Raw genomic sequence first — 16,450 nt, forward strand, 5'->3', positions numbered from 1 at the left:
GGCTTTCATCGTTCCAGGTTCCAGGGCGGCCTAGAGCTCAATCTCCTGGCCCTTGCCCATGGGCTCCATCAGCGGCTTCGTGGCGTGGTCCATGCCGATGTCCTCCGAGGGAGGCTTCGGGTGGCCGGCGCTGGGGCCCATGGGAGGCGGCGGGGGCAGGGGCCCCATGTCCTCCTCACCCAGTCCGCCGCTGCCGCCCACGCCCAGGTCCTGCTGCTTCTGGAGGGCCTCAATCTCCGAGCGGGTGATGCCCGCCATGGCCAGCACCTTGCGCGTCACGCGGATGCGGGCCTGGCTGTGCATGGCCATGGCGATGGAGTCAGAAGGCCGCGCGTCCAGGGCCATTTCCTTCTTGCCCTGCTGGAGGAAGACGCGGCCGGAGTAGACGTTGTCACGCAGGTCGTCGATGCGGACCTCCGTCACCCGGCCGCCCAGCTTGGACACCACGTCGTCCAGCAGGTCCTGCGACAGCGGCTGGGGCGGCGGACGCTCCGCGAGGCGGAAGGCGATGGAGACCGCCGCGCCCTCGTCCACGAAGAGGGGGAGCACCGTCTCCCCGTCCTTGGTGGTCAGCACGACGGCGTGCGTCTGCGCCTCCATCAAGGGCACCACGTCCTTCACCTCCAGCTCCACGAGCTCCGAACAGGCCCTGGGGTCGCTGCCCTTCTCGGTGATGCAGGGCTTCTCTTTCTTCCCTTCCGCCGTGTCGGAGGCGGCGATGGCGCCGGGGATCCCGAACGCGGGAAGGAACAACGCTCCTCCCAGCGCCAGCACCACGGCCGTGAACGGAGCGACGAAGAAGTTGGCGCGGTTGGACGTTTTCACATCCCTAAGCTACGCACCTCTCCCTTCACCGGGAGGGCACCGCCCCTCCGCCGTCGCGAGCGGCCCCCGGGCCCTGGCCCACCCGGTTGGAGGGCGGGCGGGCAGCCGGGAAGAGGGGCGCGAGGCGACTAGCGGTCGTCCTCGGACTCCTCGTCGTCGTAGTCCTCGTCGTCCTCGGACTCCTCGTCGTCCTCGTCCTCGTCGAGGTCCTCGTCCTCGTCGGCCTCCTCCTCGTCTTCATCCTCGTCGTCGAGCTCGTCCTCCAGCTCCTCGGCTTCGAGCGTCATCGTCACCGCGAACTTCTTGCTCAGGGTGGCGATCTGCGCGCGCATCTCCGTGAGCGCGGCGACGAAGTCCTCGGTGAGGTTGGCGGGCGCCTTCGCGTCGCAGTGGGGACAGACAATCTTCTCCGTCCCCTCGATGAGGTCCTGGGCTTCCAACTCGAAGCTGGCCTCGCACTTCTGGCAGGTGAAGTCGATGCTCATGGTCGGGCGCGGCATACAAAGCCGGTGAACATGCTGTCAACGCCTGAGACGGGGGGACGTGGAACGGGCGGGGCGCTTCCACTACGTTTCACCAGATGGACCTGCCCAAGACGATGCTGCATGCGCTCCATGACCAGGCCGCGCGGCTGGAACACCGCCCGGCGCTCTGGTCCCGGCATGGAGGCGCCTATGTCCCCACCTCGTGGTTCGACTACGCCCAGCGCGTCAAGCGCTTCGCCCTGGGGCTGCACGCGCTGGGGTTCCGGGACGGCGACCCGCTGGGCATCCTGAGCTTCAACCGCGAGGCGTGGCACGTCGCGGACCTGGGGGCCATGGCCCTGGGCGGCGTGCCGGTGGGGCTCTACACCACCAGCAGCGTGGACCAGCTCGTCTACATCCTGGGCCACTGCCAGGCGCGCTTCCTCCTGGTGGAGAACGCGAAGCACCTGGCCACCGGCCTGGAGGTCCAGAGGCGGCTGCCCGCGCTCCAGCACCTCATCGTGGTGGACGCGCCCGCGCCGCTGCCCGAGGGCGTGCTGCGCTACGCGGACGTGCTGGCCTCCGGCGCGAAGGCGGACGAGGCCCCCTACTGGGACGGCGTCCACTCGCTCCACCCGGACGCGCTCGCCACGCTCATCTACACGTCCGGCACCACCGGCCAGCCCAAGGGCGTGGCGCTCAGCCACCGCAACCTCGCCTGGACGGCGAAGCAGTTGGGCGACACCCTGGGCTTCCAGGACATGGAGGACGAGCGGCTGGTGTCGTACCTGCCGCTGTCGCACATCGCGGAGCAGATCGTCTCCCTGCACAGCCCGCTGCTGTTGGGCATGCAGGTGTACTTCGCGGACTCGCTGGACGCGCTGGGCCAGAACCTCAAGGACGTGCGTCCCACCCTCTTCTTCGCGGTGCCGCGCGTCTGGGAGAAGTTCAAGACGAAGGCGGAGGAGGGCCTCGCCGCGCAGCCGCCCCTGAAGCGCCGGCTGGTGGAGTGGGCCCGCGCCACGGCGCTGGAGCGCAACACGCGCGTGTTGAGCCAGGAGCGCGTCCCGTCGCTCATGGAGGCCAAGTTCGCGCTGGCCCGGCGGCTGGTGTTCCATCCGTTGAAGACGCGCATCGGCCTGGAGAAGGCGAAGCTGTACGCCACCTCCGCGGCGCCCATCGGCCGGGACGTGCTGGACTTCTTCGCCTCCATCGACGTCGTCCTGCTGGAGGTGTGGGGCATGACGGAGGTGTCCGGCCCCGCCACGGTGAGCACCGCCGAGTGCGCCCGGCTGGGCACGGTGGGCCGCCCCATGCTGGGCGTGGAGGTGCGCATCGCGGAGGACGGGGAGATCCTCGTCCAGGGCGGCAACGTGTGCCTGGGCTACCACCGCAACCCGGAGGCCACGCAGGAGCTGCTGGCGGACGGGTGGCTGCACACGGGCGACGTGGGGCAACTGGACTCCGAGGGCTTCCTGCGCATCACCGGGCGCAAGAAGGAGATCATCGTCACCTCCGGCGGCAAGAAGACGTCGCCCGCGAACATCGAGGAGCTGCTCAAGGCCGTGTCCCCCGTGGGGCACGCGCTGGTGGTGGGCGACCGGCGCAACTACCTGGTGGCGCTGGTGACGCTGGAGCCGGACCGGGCGCGGAAGCTGGCGCGGGAGAAGGGCTGGCCGGAGGACGTGGCCGCGCTGGTGAACGACGCGCGGCTCCAGCAGCACCTGCAGGAGGCCTTCGAGCGGGACGTGAACCCGAAGCTGTCCCGCTTCGAGACCATCAAGCGCTTCCGCGTGCTGCCGGGGGAGTTCTCCATCGACGGCGGGGAGCTCACGCCCAGCATGAAGATGCGCCGCAAGGTGGTGGAGCAGAAGTACGCGGACGTCATCGACGCGCTCTACAGCGAGCCCGGCGGCCCCGTCGCCGCCCACGGTTAGGGCAAAGCGAAAGGGGCGGGGGACTCACGCTTCGAGTCCCGCGCCCCTTCGTGCTTCAGCGGCCCTGGCGGCCGGTGACTACTTGCCGGTCCGCTTCTCGCGGGCGACGTAGTCGCGGCGGGCGGAGCCCGTGTAGACCTGACGGGGACGGGCGATCTTCTGCTCGTTGTCCGTCACCATCTCCTCCCACTGCGCGCACCAGCCCACCGTGCGGGGGATGGCGAACAGGACGGGGAACATCTCCGCCTGGAAGCCCATCGCCTCGTAGATGAGGCCCGAGTAGAAGTCGACGTTCGGGTAAAGCTTGCGCTTCACGAAGTACTCGTCCTCGAGCGCGATGCGCTCCAGTTCGAGCGCGATCTCCAGCAGCGGGTTCTTGCCCGTCACGTCGAAGACCTCGTCCGCCACGCGCTTGATGACCTTCGCGCGCGGGTCGTAGGACTTGTAGACGCGGTGGCCGAAGCCCATGAGCTTCTTCTCGCCCTCGCCGCCCTTCACCTGCTTGATGAACTCCGGGATGTTGGCCTTGCTGCCAATCTCGCGGAGCATGCGGAGCACCGCCTCGTTGGCGCCGCCGTGCAGCGGGCCGTAGAGCGCGCCCACGCCCGCGGCGACCGCGGAGTAGGGGTCCACCTGCGAGGAGCCCACCGTGCGCACGGACGTGGTGGAGCAGTTCTGCTCGTGGTCCGCGTGCAGGATGAAGAGCACGTCCAGCGCCTTCTCCAGCGTGGGGTGCACCTTGAAGGCGCTCGTGCCGATGCGCTTGATCATCGCCAGGAAGTTGGCGACGTAGGACAGGTCGTTGTCCGGGTAGACGAACGGCAGGCCCATCGCGTGCCGGTACGAGAACGCGGCGAGGGTGGGCATCTTCGCGATGAGGCGCGTGATCTGGATCTCACGGCTGCGCGCGTCCTTGATGTTCTTCGCGTCCGGGTAGAACGCGGACAGCGCCGCCACCGTGGAGCCCAGCATCGCCATGGGGTGCGCGTCGTAGCGGAACCCGTCGATGAAGGACTTGATGTTCTCGTGAACCAGCGTGTGGTGGGTCACGTTGAACGTGAAGTTGTCCAGCTCCTTCTGCGTGGGCAGCTCGCCCTTCAGCAGCAGGTAGGCCACCTCCAGGAAGGAGGACTTCTCCGCGAGCTGCTCGATGGGGTAGCCGCGGTACTCGAGGATGCCCTTGTCACCGTCGATGAACGTGATGGCGCTCTTACAGTTCGCCGTGTTCAGGAACGCGGGGTCGTAACCCATCAGACCGAAGTCATCGCTGCCGGTCTTGATCTGGCGCAGGTCGGGGGTGCGGATACAGCCGTTCTCGATCGGGATCTCGTACGTCTTCCCGGTCCGATTGTCGGTGACGGTCAGCGTGTCCTTGGGCATGGGCGGAGATTTCACAGGGCGGCGGACGCTTTCAACAAAAAAGAACGATAAGTCCGGGAGGCGAAGTTTCTGGTCCGCGCGCCCGCTCAGGAATAGCGGACGCCGGCCCGCGCGAGCTGCCGCCAGAAGCCCGGGAAGCTCTTCTCCACGCACTCCGGCCCCGTCAGCTCCAGCGGCACCCCGGACAGCACACACAGGGTGGCCGCTGACATCGCCAGGCGGTGGTCGCCCCGGCTGTCCATGGCGAAGCGCGCGGGCTTCACCTTCGGCGGGAGGATGCGGAGCGACTCACTGTCGGCTCCGGCCGACAGCTCCGTGGTGCCGCCGTAGGCCGACACCAGCGTGCGGATGCCCTCCAGCCGGTCGCTCTCCTTGACCCGCAGGATGCCCACGTCGCTGAGCGTGGTGGGGCGGGGCAGCACGCACGCGAGCGCCGCCAGCGTGGGCAGCAGGTCCGGGCACTCCTTGCCCGTCGCGCGCAGCTCGCCCGTGGCTTCACCCTCGAAGCGCCACGTGTTGGGCGCGCCGGACGGGAGCATCCTCAGGCCCACTTCGGCGGCCAGCCGGAGGATCGCCTGGTCCGGGTGGGCGCTCTGGGGCTCCGCGCGCTCCACCGTGCCGCCCGTGCGCCAGGCGATGAGCACCAGATAGCCCAGCGAGGACCAGTCGCCTGGCAGTGATGGCACGGATTCAGGCGCCTGATAACCCGTGACGGAATAGTGACCTCCGGACTGTTCCACGGTGAAGCCGAAGCGGCGCAGCCACGCCACCGTGAGGTCCATGTAGCCGGCGCTGGTGAGCGTGCCTTCAATCTCCACGCTCCACGCGCGCTTCTCCCGCAGGAAGCGCTCCGCGCAGCCCAGCAGCAGGCTGGAGGCGTACTGGCTGCTCTGCGCGCCCGGCACGCGGAACACCGGCGCGACCCTGGAGGTGTCCAGGGGCGCGTGCAGCTCCACCGGCCACGGGGTGCCCTCGGTGAGCGTCAGGCCCGCGGGGCCCAGGGCCTCCTTGAGCGACGTGAAGAGCGGGCCGTGCGGGCGTTCCCCCAGGCGGGGCGTGCCGGTGAAGCGCACGCGCGCGCCGGGCGTCACCGCGGCCTGCGTGACGAGGATGCGGAAGGGGGCGCCGCCGTCCGCGCAGTCCACGTCGCGCACGGGGCCCGCGGGAAGGCGCAGGGCCTCCACGCCCCGGCGCAGCACGCGCACGTCCGCGGGGAGGTCCTCGTCCGACTCCGCCTGCACCGACGGCAGCGGCCAGGCGCCCGTGAGGTGTCCCAACACCAGGGCGCGCTGGGCGTCCGACTTCGACACGGGCGGGGTGAGCGGTGAGGCGCTCAAGGCGCTCGGGTCGACGGTGAGGCGGTTCGGCGAGGCGTGGCTCACGGGCGGGCTCCACGGGTCCAGGCGGGCCACAGGGCCCGCCACGTCTTGGGCATCACATCCACGACCTCGGCGGTGCCCACGGCGGTGAGCAGCACCATGCGCAGCTCGCCGTTGGCGCCGGCCTTCTTGTCGGCGTCCAGCAGCGCGACCACGTCCTTCAGCGGCGCGCGGTGGGCCAGCTCCGCGGCGCGGTCACGCCCGAGCACGCCCGGGCCCCGCGCCAGCGCGCGCTCCACTTCATGCGCCACGGGCTCCGGGGTGATGCCCAGGTGCCGGCCCACGTCCAGGGCCCAGAGGATGCCCAGGCCCACCGCGTCGCCGTGCGACAGCTTGAAGCGCGACAGGCTCTCCAGCACGTGGCCGAAGGTGTGGCCGAAGTTGAGCACGCGGCGCAGCCCCTGGTGCTCGTAGGGGTCCTTCGAGCAGACGTCCTCCTTCAGGCCGCGCGCGTCCTTCACCAGCTTCTCCAGCGTCGGCGGCGTGCGCACGTAGCGCTTGAAGAGGGACCCATCCAGCGACGCGACCATCTTCCACGCCTCGATGGAGCCCTCGCGCACCTGCGCGTCGGACAGCGTGGCGTACAGCTCCGGGCACAGCCACGTCTCGTCCGCGTAGTGGAAGACGCCGGCGGGGTTCTTCACCACGCGGCCCCGCACCGTCAGGTCCACCGCGCCCTTGCCGCCCAGGCTGCTGTCCACCGCCGCGAGCAGCGTGGTGGGCACCTGCAACAGCCGCACGCCGCGCTTGAGCAGGTGCGCGGCCACGGTGGCCACGTCGCCCACGGTGCCACCGCCCACGGCGACGAGCGTGCCGGAGCGCGGCAGGGTGATTCCCCCCGCGAGCACCTTCTGGAGCGAGATGAGGCTCTTGGCGCGCTCACCGCCGACCAACTGGATGATGGCGCGCGGCCTGCGGGCCTCGATGGCGGGGATGAGCGTGGGGTGGAAGCGGGCGACGGTGCGGTCCACCACGGCGACGCTGCCCTCGGGCAGCCTGGCGACGAGCTTCGTGAAGGAACCCCAGCGGTCGTTGGGGGGGCGGTAGGAACCGGGAGGAAGCGGGCTCATGCGGAGTGGGGGCGGGCGTTGAACTGCTGGACGAGGTCGGCGATGACGAGCGACACCATGGCCTCCAGCACCGGGACGGCGCGGGGCATGATGCACGGGTCGTGACGGCCGCCCTTGGCGTGATCCGCCAGCGTCGCGGGCGGCTTGAAGAAGGCGCGCACCTGCATGGGCTCACCGTTGGCGAGGCCCCCCTGGATGCCGCCGTACGCGTCCTTCACGGCGTGGAACTTCGTGCCGGGCTGGCCGATGCGCTGGAGCAGATCCGGCGGGCCCCACACGACGCCGGTGACCGCGCCGATGCTGCCCAGCGCCTGCGCGATGAGCGCCTTCAGCTTGCCGAAGATGGGCTCGCCCAGGCCCACGGGCAGGCCCTCCACGCGCACGTCGATGGCGCCGCCCAGGCTGTCCCCGGCCTCCTTCGCGGCGAGGATCTGGCGGGACATCTCCTCGCGCACGGCGGCGTCCGGGCAGCGGGTGGCGTGCGCGTCCACCATGGCGCGGGTGAGGCCCGGCGGCGGGACGGAGGCGACCAGCTCACCCACCTGGGAGACGTAGGCGACGGTGCTCAGCGAGGGCAGGTCGCGCGCGAGGTACGCCTCCGCGACGGTGCCGCCGATGACGCGGCAGAGCGTCTCGCGCCCGCTGGTGCGGCCGCCGCCCCGGTGGTCGCGGTGCTTGTAGCGCTCACGCCACACGGCGTCCGCGTGGCCCGGCCGGTCCACGGTGGCCAACTGGTTGTAGTCCTGCGAGCGCTGGTTCGTGTTGCGCACGATGGCCGCGATGGGCGTGCCCAGCGTCTTGTCCTGGAAGACGCCGGAGAGGATCTCCACGGTGTCCGGCTCGTTGCGCGCCGTCACCAGCGCGGACTGCCCGGGGCGCCGGCGATCCAGCGCCGCCTGGAGCATGTCGCGCGTGAGCGGCACCCCCGCGGGACAGCCGTCGATGACGGAGCCCAGCGCGGGGCCATGGCTCTCGCCAAAGGTGGTCAACCGGAAGAGGGTTCCAAAGGTATTCATGTCGCCGTTTCCCAGAGTTGTCGCTGCCGCCGGGCCTGGGCGACGAACCACGCCGCCCCGAGCAGGAGTGGGGTGCCCCCGCGGCGAACGATCTCCGCGGCGACGCGCCGGCCCGGCGCACCGTATGCGATCACCGCCACGCGTGCCCCCTGGAATCGCAGGTTCTCAGGAGTGGCCACGCGGTCTGGCCACGTCCAGACCCAATCCCCGGACAGCGGTGCTTGTATCTCCGCGCGCTTGACGACCCGCAGGGCGAGCCCGTGTTCAGCGGCCACCAGGCGCAGGGCCTGCGTGGAGCCGCCATCGCCCAGCACCGACACGTCCTTCGCGCCCAGGCGCGTCAGCACCGCGCGCGCGCCCTCCGTGTCGGTGTTGAAGGACTCCCACCGCGAGCCCCGGCGCACCAGCGTGTTGATGGCGTCCAGCGACGAGCCCGTGTGCTTCGCGAGCCGCATCTTGAACGGGCTCGTCACGGCGAAGCCCGCGTAGTGCGGCAGCAGCGCGTCCACCACCGCCTCCACCGGCGCGTCCTCGGCCAGGTCGATGCGGTCGAACGGCGGGCGGTGGATGCGCGGCGAGCGCGAGTGCGCGATGGCGGTGCCCAGGATGCCCAGGCGGAGCGCGAGCGGGTCCTTCGCCTTGCGGTGCTCGCGCACCACGTCGTCCAGCAGGCGCTGTCCCGGGGCCGCCGTCCACGGGCCGCCCATGGCCACGTACTCCAGGCCATTCTTGCGCGACAGCACCGCGCGCGCGGGAATGGCGACAGGGCCCATGCCCAGCACGGTGACGCGCTCGGCGCCGAAGCGCTGGGACAGCGCGGCCTGCGTCCGGAGCAGCACCTCCAGGTGCGCGGGTCCGTCCATGGGCTCCACGTGCTTCACCAGCGCGTCCGGCGGGAGGGGGCGGGACCAGCGCCGGAGCGCCTCCTCCGTCGTCAGCGGCCCCTCCGCGTGGTGCGACGCGAGCAGCTTCCCCGGCGGCGCGTCCATGTCCTGCGCGCGCTCCACGTCGCGGTCAACGCGCCACGCGGCCTGGACCCACGGCGCCGGCAGCGGCTTGCCCCGCTCGGAGACGAGCAGCGGCATCACGCGGGCGAGCGCCTCCGGGTCGATGTCGCCGGGCGCGTGCAGATCCGTCCGCACCTCGATGACATCCGCGCCCCGCTTCAGGCCGTCGCGCGCGAAGGCCACGGCGTCCGCGCCGGTGAGGGTGGGGGGCAGGGTGATGATGCGCCGGGTGGCCATCACGCGGGCTCCTGGGCAAGACACCCCCGGAGGAAGTCCGCCAGGGAGATGGTGGGCACGCGGGCGTGCAGCGCCTCGCGTTCATGGAACAGCGAGTGGAGCTCCTCCTCCAGCGACACGTCCGCGCGCAGCCGCGGGCGCGTGGTGTCCGCCATCAGCCGCTCGCGGTACGTGTCGAAGGTGACGGGGACGACGAGCGTGAAGTGCCCCGCGAGCGCCTCCGGATGGTGCGACAGGAAGCCGCCGCCCACCGCCACCACGCTGCCCGGAGGCAGCAGGCCCAGCGTCTCGCGCTCGGCGGCGCGGAAGGTGGTGGGGGATTCAGCCACCCAGGAGCGCAGCAGGCGCCCGTGCCGGCGCTCCAGCTCCGCGTCCAGGTCCAGCCCGGCCCTGCCGAGCAGTTGGGAGACGAGCGGCAACAGGCGCGTCTTTCCGGCCGCCCGGTGCCCCGCGATGACGACCGTCTGCGCGCCGACGGGGCGGGGGCAGGGCCCCGGGGACGCGAGTGCCCCCTGGAGCGCCTGCTGGAGTCTGGGGTCTACCGACGCGACGACTTGCGAGACGAGAAGGCGCCGGGCCTCAACGGACGGTGCCGACATAGACGTAGGCGGTTCCAAACAGCAGGGGGTGGGCGGCGCGCTCGGAGTAGGCGCCGGCCTGGTCCATCAGCGAGAGGAAGCGCTCGCCGGCGGGGAAGGCCGCGGCGGTGCGGGGCAGGTACTGGTACGCCGCGCGGTTGCCCGTGAGCAGGCCGCCAATCGCCGGCATCACCGTCTTGCTGTAGAAGCGGAACAGCGCGCCGTACGGGCCCGTGGGCTGGCCGAACTCCAGCACCACCACGCGGCCCCCGGGGCGCACCACGCGCGCCATCTCCTGGAGGCACTTCACCGGATCATCCACGTTGCGGATGCCGAAGGAGATGGACGCCACGTCGAACGTGTTGTCCGGGAAGGTGAGCGCCATGGCGTCCTGCACCTGGAACTCCACTTCCAGGCCCGCCTTGGCCGCCTTGGCCGGCGCGCTCTCCAGCATCTCCGGGCAGAAGTCCGTGCCCACCACTCGGCCCGTGGGCCCCACCGTGCGCTTGAACGTCAGCGCCAGGTCGCCCGTGCCGGTGGCGCAGTCCAGGACCTGGCTGCCTTCCTTCGCGCCGCTGAGCTTCACCGCCGCACGCCGCCACAGACGGTGCACGCCGAAGGAGAGGACTTCGTTCGTCACGTCGTAGCGCGTGGCGATGGAGGAGAACATCTGACGGACTTCGGTGCTCATCGCGCCCCCGCGATCTGTGCCGGCCCCGCCGGCGTCCAAAGGTGACGGTCCACCGCGGCGAGCACGCCCGGCAGCCGTTGCATCAACGTAGCGAAATCCCCGGGCGGCATCGCCTGCTGACCGTCGCACAACGCCTGCTCCGGCCGGGGGTGGACTTCAATCAACAATCCATCCGCCCCACAGGCCGCTGCCGCCAGCGACATGGGAGCGATAAGCGACGGAATGCCCGTCGCATGCGAAGGATCCACGATGACCGGCAGGTGCGTGCGCTCCTTCGCCCACGCCACCGCGGCCAGGTCCAGCGTGTTGCGCATCGCGGTCTCGAAGGTGCGGATGCCGCGCTCGCAGAGCATCACCTGCTCGTTGCCGCCCGCCAGGATGTACTCGGCGGCGTTGAGCCACTCCTGCACCGTGGCGGACAGCCCGCGCTTGAGCAGCACCGGCTTGCGCAGCCGCCCCAGCGCGCGCAGCAGCCCGAAGTTCTGCATGTTCCGCGCGCCCACCTGGAGGATGTCCGAGTGCTCCGCCATGAGGGGCAGTTGCTCCGTCTCCATCACCTCACTGATGATGGGCAGGCCGTGGCGCCGTCCGGCATCCACCAACAGCTTCAGCCCCGGCTCCCCCATGCCCTGGAACGCGTACGGGCTGGTGCGCGGCTTGAACACGCCTCCGCGCAAGAGGTGCGCCCCCGCCTGCGCCACCGCGCGGGCCGCCAGCTCCAACTGCTCCGCGCCCTCCACCGCGCACGGCCCCGCCATCACCACGAAGCCGGGCCCGCCCACCTCCACGGCCCCCACCTGGACGCGGGTGCCGCCTGGACGCGCTGCGCGAAGCACCCGGTGTGCACCCGGGTCACGCCGCCCGGCTGGGTCGTCTGGTTGCTGGCCTCCCACGGCGGCTCCCTCGCTGGAGTTTCTGGAATTCAGGTTCCATTGAGTTCAAGCGGTTTTGAACTCCATGGTGCATGTATAGCCGAGATCGCTTAGAAGACAATCGAAGGTGATGTCACTCGCCTCCCCCGAGGTGCAGGAGAATGGCTGATGACGCCGCTCAGTCCCGCTGAGGATCCGCGATGGGTCGCCGGGATGATGCCCCTGCCCGGAGTGGATCCGCTGGCGGGAGCGGGCAGCCTCGGCGTTCCTTCCGTGTACTGGGAGCGGCCGGTGGCGCGCGAGGCGGTGGCGGGGTGGGGTGAGGCGGGCGTGCTGGAGGCGCACGCGCCCGGTGAGTTGCCGGCGGTGCTGGGCGCGCTCGGGCACGACCGCGTGCGGTGGTTGGACGCGGAGGCCCCCCGGTTGCCGGGCCCCTGGTTCGGCGGCATGCGCTTCAGCCCCACGCAGCCGGTGGACTGCGCGTGGCGCTCGCATGGGCTGGCGCGCTGGACGCTGCCGGAGGTGCTGGTGTGGCGCGAGGGCAGCGCGCTGGCGGTCGCGGTCTTCGCTCAGGAGGGGGCGGGCGCGGAGGACGTGGTGCGCTCGCGGCTGGAGCGCGTGCGGGCGTCCTTCCCCCAGTCCTACCGCCATCCGGTGGGCGCGCCGGTTTCGCTGCGCACGGCCTCGTCGCGGCCGGACTTCGAGGCGCTGGTGGACCGCGCGGTGGAGGCCATTGGCGCGGGCCAGTTGCACAAGGTGGTGCTGGCGCGGGCGCTGGAGGCGGAGGGGCCGGAGCCCTTCGACGTGGTGGACGTGCTGGCGCGGCTGCGCGAGCAGAACCCGCGCTGCGCGACGTTCCTCTTCCGTGCGCCGGACGGCACGGGCTTCCTGGGCGCGACGCCGGAGACGCTGTGCCGGCTGGACGGGCGCAGGCTGGAGACGGAGGCGCTGGCGGGGTCCGCGGCGCCGGGCGGCGCGGAGGCGCTGGACGCGAGCGACAAGGACCGGCGCGAGCATGAAGCGGTGGTGCGCTACATCCTCCAGGCGCTGACGCCGGTGGCCGCGAGCGTGTCCGCGGACGCGCAGCCGTCGGTGCTCGCGCTGAAGAACGTGGTGCACCTGCGCACGGGCATCCGCGCGGAGCTGGCGGACGGCGTGGACACCGCGAAGGTCGTCACCGCGCTGCACCCCACGCCGGCGGTGGGCGGCACGCCGCGCGAGCGCGCGCTGTCGTTCCTGGTGGAGCACGAGTCCCTGGACCGGGGCTGGTACGCGGGGCCGGTGGGCTGGGTGGGCCCCGGGCGCGCGCATCTGGTGGTGGCGTTGCGCTCGGCGCTGGTGCGCGGAGCGAAGGCCCGGCTCTTCGTGGGCGCGGGCATCGTCGCGGGCTCCAGCGCGGAGTCCGAGTGGCGGGAGACGGAGATGAAGAGTCTGGCGATGCTGCGCGCGCTGGGGGGCCGGTGATGTCCCTGGACGCCAACCTCAACGTGCTGTGGTCGCGAGCCCTCCTGGAGGAGCTGGTGCGGGGCGGCGCGCGGCACGCGGTGGTGTGTCCGGGCTCGCGCTCGTCGGCGCTGGCGCTCGCCTGCGCGCACACGCCGGGCCTGCGCGTCTGGTCCGTCATCGACGAGCGGAGCGCGGGCTTCTTCGCGCTGGGCATCGCGAAGCAGTCGCGTCAGCCGGTGGTGCTCGTCGCGACGAGCGGCTCCGCGGGCGCGCACTTCTTCCCGGCCGTCATCGAGGCGGCCATGGCCCAGGTGCCGCTGATCATCCTCACGGCGGACCGGCCGCTGGAGCTGCAGGGCTGGGGCGCGCCGCAGACGGTGCCCCAGGGGCGCTTCTACGGCGACTTCGCGCGGCTGTACGCGGACGTGGGCCTGCCCGAGGCGAGCAGCCCCGCCATCGCCCACCTGCGGGCCACGGCCGCCCGGGCGGTGAGCACCGCGTGCCGCGCGCCCCGAGGCGCCGTGCAGCTCAACGTGCCGTTCCGCGAGCCGCTGGCGCCCATCGCGCAGGACTTCGGCGCGGAGAAGCTGACGGCGCTCGCGAGGGAAGGGCGGACGGACGCGCCCCTCACCCGCATCGCGCAGGCGTCGCGGGCCCCGGACGCGGCGGTGCTGGAGGACGTGCGCGCGCGCATCGCCGCCACCGAGCGCGGCGTCATCGTGTGCGGCCCTCGCGACGAGGACGACGGCTTCGCGGAGGCCATCACCGCGCTGAGCCTGGCGACGGGCTACCCGGTGCTCGCGGAGGCCACGTCGCAGGCGCGCTACGGGGGCGGTCCGCTGACCGTGTCGCTCTACGACGCGCTCCTGCGCCATGAGCCCTTCGCGCGGAGCCACACGCCGGAGCTGGTGCTGCGCTTCGGCGGAGGCCTGACGCCCAAGTCGCCGCAGCAGTGGCTGGACGCCTCCGGCGCGGACATCACCGTCTTCAGCGACGAGGGCGCGCTGTACGACCCGGCGCACCGGGCCGCGCGGGTGGTGGAGGGCAACGCGGTGCTCGCGTGCCGCGCGCTGACGGAGGGGCTGTCGCGAGGCCCCGGCCGCTGGGCGCGGGACTTCGTGAACGCGGAGCGGGTGGCTCGCAGCGCGCTGGAGACGGCGCTCGGTGAACAGCCGGACGCGCTGACCGAGCCCCGGCTGGCGCGCGAGGTGGTGGCGGCGCTGCCGGCGAACGCGCTCTTCTTCGTGTCCAGCAGCATGCCCATCCGCGCGGTGGACGCGTTCGCCCACGGCGGCGGCGTGCCGCTGCGCGTGCTGGCGAACCGCGGGGCCAACGGCATCGACGGCATCGTGTCCAGCGCGGCGGGCATGGCCGCGGCGGCGGGCAGGCCCGCGGTGCTCCTGTCCGGCGACCTGGCGCTGCTGCACGACGTGGGCGGGCTCGTCTCCGCGGCGCGGGCGCGCGTGCCCCTGACGGTCGTGGTGGTGAACAACGACGGCGGCGGCATCTTCTCCTTCCTGCCGCTGGCGCAGGTGGCGAAGCCTGACGAGTTCGAGGCCCTCTTCGGCACGCCGCACGGAATGGACCTGTCGCACGCGGCGGCGCTCGCGGGCGCTCGCTTCGAGCGGCCCACGACGCCCACGGCCCTGCGCGCGGCGGTGCGCACCGGGCTGGAGGGAGGCCTCCACCTGGTGGAGGTCCAGGTGGACCGGGCCACCAACGTGGATGCGCACCGACACCTCTTCGCGCGGATGGCCGCCGCACTGGGAGAAGGACCATGGGCGTGACGCTCGCTTATGACATCTGGGGGGACGGCCCCCATACGCTCCTGGCGCTGCACGGCTTCACCGGCAGCGGCGCTTCGTTCGAGCACCTGCGTCCGCTGCTCGGCCGCTCCGTGCGCGTGGTGGCGGTGGACCTGCCCGGCCACGGCCGCACGCCGCTGCCGGAGAAGACAGGCCGTGACGGCTTCCTGGAGACCGTGGACGCCGTGGTCCGCCTGTCCCGCGAGCTGGGCGGCCCGGCGGATCTGCTCGGCTATTCGCAGGGCGCGCGGGTGGCGCTGGGCGCCGCGGTGCGCGCGCCGGAGTGCTTCGGCCGGCTGATCATGGAGAGCGGCTCGCCCGGACTGCACCGCCGCCAGGAGCGCTCCGAGCGGCGCGAGGCCGACGCGAAGCTCGTGGACTTCATCCGCGCGAAGGGCGTGGACGCCTTCGTGGAGCGGTGGGAGGCGCTGCCCTTGTTCGACGGACTGCGCCGCCTGCCGGAGCCGGAGCAGGCCGCGCTGCGCGAGCGCCGCAAGGCGTGCACGGCGCAGGGGCTGGCCGGAGCGCTGGAGACCCTGGGGCTGGGCGTGCAGCCGGACTACTGGCCAGCGCTGCATCGCCAGCGCCTGCCCACGCTGCTGCTCACCGGGGCGCTGGACGTGAAGTTCACGAACCTGGCGCGGCGCATGGCGGCGGAGCTCCCGGTGGTGTGGCGCCACGCGTTCGCCGGGGTCACCCACGCCCCGCACCTGGAGGCGCCGGAGGCGTACGTGCGCGAAGTGCTCTCGTTCCTCCAGACGCCCTGGTACGAAGCGCCGCAGTTCGAACACGCCATCCTGGCGCGAGAGGCGATCCACTCGTGACGACCCTGGTGAGCACACCCCCTGATGCGGCGCGTCCCAGGCCCACGCTGAAGACGTGGCTGATGGCGGTGCGTCCGAAGACGCTGACGGCCGGCGCGGTGCCGGTGCTCGTCGCCACGGCGCTCGCGTACGGTGACGGCGTGGGGCGCCTGCTGCCCGCGCTCGCGGCGCTCGTGGGCGCGGTGCTGATCCAGATCGGCACCAACTTCATCAACGACTTCTATGACTTCAAGAAGGGCGCGGACACCGAGGAGCGCCTGGGGCCCAAGCGCGTGACGCAGAGCGGGCTCATCGCGCCGGGCACGGTGCTGCTGGGCGGGCTCGGGTGCTTCGCGCTGGCGACGCTGGTGGGGCTGTACCTGGTGGCGGTGGGCGGCTGGCCCATCGTGGCCATCGGCGTGGCGTCGCTGGTGTGCGGCTACGCGTACACGGGGGGCCCGTTTCCGCTGGCCTACCTGGGCCTGGGCGACCTGTTCGTGCTCATCTTCTTCGGCATCGTCGCGGTGACGGGCACGTACTACGTGCAGGCCGGCGTCGTGAGCCCCGCGGCCTGGTGGGCGTCGGTGCCGGTGGGCGCCATCGGCACGTGCCTCATCGTCGTGAACAACCAGCGCGACGCGAGCACGGACGTGAAGGCCGGCAAGCGCACGATGGCGGTGCGCTTCGGCCAGGGCTTCGGCCAGTTCGAGTACGTGCTGCTGCTGGTCGTCTCCTACGTCACGCCGTTCGTGCTGTACGCCCGGGGCGATGCGAGCGCCTGGGTCTTCCTGCCGCTCCTGAGCCTGCCGCTGGTGGTGCCGCCGCTGAAGCTGATGCTGAAGGCGCAGGGCGCGGCGCTCAACCCCGCGCTGGGCGGGACGGCGAAGCTTCAGATGGTGTTCGGGCTGCTGTTCGCGGTCGGGCTGTACCTGCGCTGAAG

General features: G+C 71.9%; 15 protein-coding genes. 5 read left to right on the forward strand and 10 right to left on the reverse strand.

Going from position 1 to position 16,450, the window contains the following annotated elements; genetic code table 11:
• Nucleotides 1–30 precede the first annotated feature (30 nt).
• Both K8556_RS00875 and K8556_RS00880 read right to left on the reverse strand, forming a co-directional pair.
• Complete coding sequence (locus K8556_RS00875; RefSeq protein WP_223738124.1) at nt 31–825, reverse strand: bifunctional nuclease family protein; 795 nt, start codon at nt 823–825, stop codon at nt 31–33.
• A gap of 128 nt (nt 826–953) precedes the next feature.
• Nucleotides 954–1,310: a hypothetical protein gene (locus tag K8556_RS00880; protein WP_223738125.1), complete on the reverse strand. Its 357-nt coding sequence runs from the start codon at nt 1,308–1,310 to the stop codon at nt 954–956.
• A gap of 95 nt (nt 1,311–1,405) precedes the next feature.
• Between K8556_RS00880 and K8556_RS00885 the strand changes: the two genes are divergently transcribed.
• Nucleotides 1,406–3,226 (forward strand): long-chain fatty acid--CoA ligase, encoded by a 1,821-nt coding sequence (locus K8556_RS00885; RefSeq protein WP_223738126.1) that lies wholly within the window; start codon nt 1,406–1,408, stop codon nt 3,224–3,226.
• A gap of 78 nt (nt 3,227–3,304) precedes the next feature.
• Here the strand turns inward: K8556_RS00885 and K8556_RS00890 are convergent, their stop codons facing one another.
• From K8556_RS00890 to aroF, 8 genes are all read right to left on the reverse strand, one after another.
• The gene (locus K8556_RS00890) at nt 3,305–4,606 is read right to left on the reverse strand and encodes a citrate synthase (protein WP_223738127.1); all 1,302 of its coding nucleotides are present in this window, start codon (nt 4,604–4,606) and stop codon (nt 3,305–3,307) included.
• A gap of 86 nt (nt 4,607–4,692) precedes the next feature.
• On the reverse strand, nt 4,693–5,988 hold the full coding sequence (locus K8556_RS00895; protein ID WP_223738128.1) for a 3-phosphoshikimate 1-carboxyvinyltransferase: 1,296 nt from the start codon (nt 5,986–5,988) through the stop codon (nt 4,693–4,695).
• Entirely contained in the window at nt 5,985–7,055 is a 1,071-nt protein-coding gene (locus K8556_RS00900) for a 3-dehydroquinate synthase family protein (protein WP_223738129.1), read from the reverse strand. The genes K8556_RS00895 and K8556_RS00900 overlap by 4 nt, the downstream gene beginning before the upstream one ends.
• On the reverse strand, nt 7,052–8,071 hold the full coding sequence (gene aroC / locus K8556_RS00905) for a chorismate synthase (RefSeq protein WP_223738130.1): 1,020 nt from the start codon (nt 8,069–8,071) through the stop codon (nt 7,052–7,054). Before aroC ends, K8556_RS00900 begins: the two co-directional genes overlap by 4 nt.
• Nucleotides 8,068–9,315, reverse strand: a complete 1,248-nt coding sequence (locus tag K8556_RS00910) for a shikimate dehydrogenase (RefSeq protein WP_255651267.1) — start codon at nt 9,313–9,315, stop codon at nt 8,068–8,070. The genes aroC and K8556_RS00910 overlap by 4 nt, the downstream gene beginning before the upstream one ends.
• Nucleotides 9,315–9,914 (reverse strand): shikimate kinase, encoded by a 600-nt coding sequence (locus K8556_RS00915; protein WP_223738132.1) that lies wholly within the window; start codon nt 9,912–9,914, stop codon nt 9,315–9,317. The genes K8556_RS00910 and K8556_RS00915 overlap by 1 nt, the downstream gene beginning before the upstream one ends.
• Complete coding sequence (gene ubiE / locus K8556_RS00920; RefSeq protein ID WP_223738133.1) at nt 9,895–10,584, reverse strand: bifunctional demethylmenaquinone methyltransferase/2-methoxy-6-polyprenyl-1,4-benzoquinol methylase UbiE; 690 nt, start codon at nt 10,582–10,584, stop codon at nt 9,895–9,897. The genes K8556_RS00915 and ubiE overlap by 20 nt, the downstream gene beginning before the upstream one ends.
• On the reverse strand, nt 10,581–11,420 hold the full coding sequence (gene aroF, locus K8556_RS00925; protein WP_223738134.1) for a 3-deoxy-7-phosphoheptulonate synthase: 840 nt from the start codon (nt 11,418–11,420) through the stop codon (nt 10,581–10,583). The genes ubiE and aroF overlap by 4 nt, the downstream gene beginning before the upstream one ends.
• Before the next feature lie 204 nt (nt 11,421–11,624).
• On the opposite strand from aroF, the gene K8556_RS00930 reads away from it, so the two are divergent.
• From K8556_RS00930 to K8556_RS00945, 4 genes are read left to right on the forward strand one after another with little or no spacing between them, the layout of a single operon-like run.
• On the forward strand, nt 11,625–12,920 hold the full coding sequence (locus tag K8556_RS00930; protein ID WP_223738135.1) for an isochorismate synthase MenF: 1,296 nt from the start codon (nt 11,625–11,627) through the stop codon (nt 12,918–12,920).
• Nucleotides 12,920–14,689 (forward strand): 2-succinyl-5-enolpyruvyl-6-hydroxy-3-cyclohexene-1-carboxylic-acid synthase, encoded by a 1,770-nt coding sequence (menD, locus tag K8556_RS00935; RefSeq protein ID WP_223738136.1) that lies wholly within the window; start codon nt 12,920–12,922, stop codon nt 14,687–14,689. Before K8556_RS00930 ends, menD begins: the two co-directional genes overlap by 1 nt.
• On the forward strand, nt 14,680–15,531 hold the full coding sequence (gene menH, locus K8556_RS00940; protein ID WP_223738137.1) for a 2-succinyl-6-hydroxy-2,4-cyclohexadiene-1-carboxylate synthase: 852 nt from the start codon (nt 14,680–14,682) through the stop codon (nt 15,529–15,531). Before menD ends, menH begins: the two co-directional genes overlap by 10 nt.
• Nucleotides 15,532–15,539: 8 nt before the next feature.
• Nucleotides 15,540–16,448 (forward strand): 1,4-dihydroxy-2-naphthoate polyprenyltransferase, encoded by a 909-nt coding sequence (locus K8556_RS00945; protein WP_370639872.1) that lies wholly within the window; start codon nt 15,540–15,542, stop codon nt 16,446–16,448.
• The last annotated feature ends 2 nt before the right edge of the window (nt 16,449–16,450 follow it).

The sequence above is a fragment of the Corallococcus sp. AS-1-12 genome, assembly GCF_020036995.1.
Lineage (GTDB): Bacteria > Myxococcota > Myxococcia > Myxococcales > Myxococcaceae > Corallococcus.